We start from the raw sequence: 3,240 nt of genomic DNA, 5'->3' as shown, positions 1-3,240 counted from the left end.
TGGGTGGCTCAGGTCGGGTCGGTGTCGGGTTCTCGGGTTGGGTCGGTGTGTCGTGTTTCACCGGCCGACACCCGTATCGCCCGGCCGCGGCCCAAGGACTTCGACACTTCGGCGATGCGAGCAGCGGCAACCGTGGCGACAATGTCGACCCTCCCCGGAAACCGGGACGTCCGGCAGTAGCATTGAGGCGAGGGAAGATCCAAAGATGCACGAATGTCCGGTGTGCGCGACACCTGTGCCAGAAGGCCGCGTACGCTGCCCGCAAGGGCACTACCAACTTGTCACCTGTGTGTTCTGCGGAACCGAGCGCGCCCGCGCCGTCACCCTGTGCCCCATCTGTGGCCGGACTTGGCTCGATGAGCCATACGGCGAAGTCGAAGCGTCGCCGCAGGACAGCATCCCGCAGACACGCGTGCTGAGGACACCGGGACCCTCCGACGCCGAGTTGACGGCGGCAACCATGCAACGTCCCTGGAGCTCCCCGGACGACGAGGAAGACGTCGAGATGATCGACCTGCGCAAGTTGGCGGTCCTCGACCGTGACAAGACCCGCTGGTTGGAGATCGGTCGCTACGCGGCGCTCGTGATGGTCTGCGTGGGACTGGTCGTGCTGGCTTCCTTCATGTTCAACGAGTGGGGAACCCAGGTCGACACCATGACTCCACCGGTGGCCGCGATCACCGCGACCCACCAGGTGGCCGCCACGACTTCGACCGTCACCCAACCACAGGTGAGCGTCGCCGCCACCAGCGCCACGAATCCCACGACTGCTCCCACAACTGCTCCCACAACGACGACCACCACGACGGCGGCTCCGTATGTGGTGCCGATCGGCGATGCGGTGCCCGTCGACGACCTTCGTCTGACCGTCTACGGGATCGGCGACCTGCGCTTCGGCGACCCGAGCGAGGAAGTCGCCGGCGTGCTGGCGGCCACGTTCGGCCGGCCCGACTTCGGGGCGCCGGCCGAACCGGGAACGGATCATCCCGGAGTGTGCCCGGGATCGGCAAGCAGCGTGTTGCGTTGGGGAATCCTCGAGATCACGTTCAGCGACGGCGCCTTTGCCGGGTACCGGCTCGACGCGCGCCTCGGGGATCAGGACTCGGCGACGGCCGAGCTGCGCACCGCCTCGGGGTTACAGGTCGGTGCCACCGTCTCGACACTGGAGACCATCTATCGCTCCTATCACATCGTCTACGACCAGACACCAGACTTCGGACCAGAGTTCAGCCTGCAGCGGTCCAATGGCGACGAGCTGATCTGGGGCCCGCTCACCTCCACCGATCCCGACGGTGTGGTCCTCGGCGTGTACTCGCCGACGGCCTGCGACTGAGCGCAACCACGGGCCGGTTTCGGCGAATTCGTGGCCACGTCACAGACGTCGAGGAGTACCATCGCTCCAAGAGGAGTCTGGCCATAGCAACGTGTGTCGTGTGCGAAGATTACGTGCCGCGAGGCCACACCCGGTGTGTGCGCGGACACCATCAGCTCGCGACCTGTCCGTTCTGTGGGACCGATCGTCGCCGCTCGATCCCCACCTGCCCGAAATGTGGGAACCCCTGGATCGACGAGCCGTACCAGGAGTCCGCGGGATCCTCGCCGCAAGAGCCGGACGGCTAGGACTCCTTGGCCCTCTTTGGCCGACGGGGCGGTGGTTGTTTGAGGCTTGAATCGCCGGGGGACACCCCCATCGACCTCGTCGCGTGCCTCGCCTCGGCCACTCCCCCCTGAGGGGCTAGCCGCCGAGGGTTACCGAGAACGGCTCCGTCGGATACAGCACGTAGCGGCCGTCGGGGGTCAGTTCGGAACGAACCGGGATCCATAGTTGCCGCAGACCGCCGCGCATCGACCAGGCCAGGTTCACCGCCTGTGACAGAGAGAACCCGCTGTCGAGTGCGAACGTGTCCGACACGCTCTGGGCGACGGACATGAGCGCGCCGGCCGACCCGAGCGACCCGACCCTGCGATATAGAGCCAGTATGGCGACGCGCTGACGCTGCAGCCTGGTGAGCTCGTCGTCACCGGCGACGGCCCGCCACTGCCCGTCGACGAATTCGTCCTGGGTTCGGTTGTGCACCCAGAAGAACGCGGCGTTCCCATCCAGGAGGTTGCAGCCGGCCGGAACGATGACCTGTCCGCCGACCCCTCTGGCGGTATCCGAACAAATTTCAACGCCGCCGAGCGCGTCGACGATCCGCCCGAAGCCGTTGTAGCCGATCGCGACGAAGTGCGCGATCCGCACCCCGGTGAAGTCCTCGAGGGCGAGCGCGACGAGATCGGCTCCCCCGGCGACCCCGGGGCATCCCTGGAACAGGAGTGACAGGCGCATCGGCGTGCCGGTGCACGGGTTGTTGATGTACAGGCTGCGGGGCACCGACACCAAGATCGGTCCGCCGCCGGCGTCGATGGCGAGAAAGATCGCATCCGCGTACCCGACCGACGGGGTGCCGTCCGAACCGATGAGCAGGTAGCCGGTGTAGCCGGCAGGCGGCGACGTGGGCGGAGGGGGAAGCGGCGCCGGCGCTTCCGCGTCGGTCGTGGTGGTCTCGGGAGGAGCGAACACATCGATGCCCGACTTGCGGTAATCGACCTCGAACGGGACGGGGATGACGTTCGTGAAATCGACCGAGTCGTCATCGACGAACTGCTCGGGTGACGCCGCCGGTGCACTCAGCGCCGCGAGACGTACGCGGGCCGCCGACGGGTCGAAGTCGACCCGTTCGACGCTCTGCCAGCCGGCCCAGAGCTGGTATCCGTACCAGCCGCCGTACGCGAGGCCCGCCGCGACGATGATGATCCCTGCGGCCACCAGGAGACCGGGCACCGTCCAACGGCGGGTTGGCGGACGCCGATGCGAAGGCGGCTTTCGGTGTGACGTCGGCGTCCGGCTGGGCGACGTCTTCTTCCGGCGGTGCGACGTCGGTTGAAAGTCGCTTCGTCCCGGGTCGTCGTTCACACGCGAGAGCATACCGCCGGGCTGCGGGTCCGCCGGGTGTGTATCGCGCCGACCCGCTCAGTCGGCCCGCTGGGCCGAACTCGGCCAGTCGACTCGGTCAGTCGACTCGCTCAGTCGTCGGAGAGGCGCAGCCGTGCAATCGCAGGGTCGGCGAGGCTGCCGAAATACAGGTACCCGTCGTATTGGCGGACGCCGGTGATGACTGCATACGCGCCGTCGGGATCCTGAAGGTTGTGCACGACGGTGCCCTGCTCGTCCACTCCCAGGACGATCGCATGGCGTGA

General features: G+C 67.2%; 3 protein-coding genes. 1 reads left to right on the top strand and 2 read right to left on the bottom strand.

From position 1 onward, the window contains the following. The first annotated feature begins 289 nt into the window (after nt 1-289). Nucleotides 290-1,333 carry a hypothetical protein gene (locus GWP04_12450; GenBank protein ID NIA26348.1) on the top strand — a complete coding sequence of 348 codons (1,044 nt, stop codon included), beginning with the start codon at nt 290-292 and terminating at the stop codon, nt 1,331-1,333. Nucleotides 1,334-1,735: 402 nt separating this feature from the next. On the opposite strand, the gene GWP04_12445 is transcribed toward GWP04_12450, so the two are convergent. Both GWP04_12445 and GWP04_12440 read right to left on the bottom strand, forming a co-directional pair. After that, nucleotides 1,736-2,809: a hypothetical protein gene (locus tag GWP04_12445; GenBank protein ID NIA26347.1), complete on the bottom strand. Its 1,074-nt coding sequence runs from the start codon at nt 2,807-2,809 to the stop codon at nt 1,736-1,738. A 257-nt stretch (nt 2,810-3,066) separates the two neighbouring features. Next, nucleotides 3,067-3,240, bottom strand: a 174-nt coding sequence (locus GWP04_12440; protein ID NIA26346.1) for an SMP-30/gluconolactonase/LRE family protein, incomplete at its 5' end; no start/stop codon positions are given.

The organism is Gammaproteobacteria bacterium, from assembly GCA_011682695.1.
Lineage (GTDB): Bacteria > Actinomycetota > Acidimicrobiia > Spongiisociales > UBA4744 > BMS3Bbin01.
This window is presented reverse-complemented; position numbering and strand designations above follow the sequence as displayed.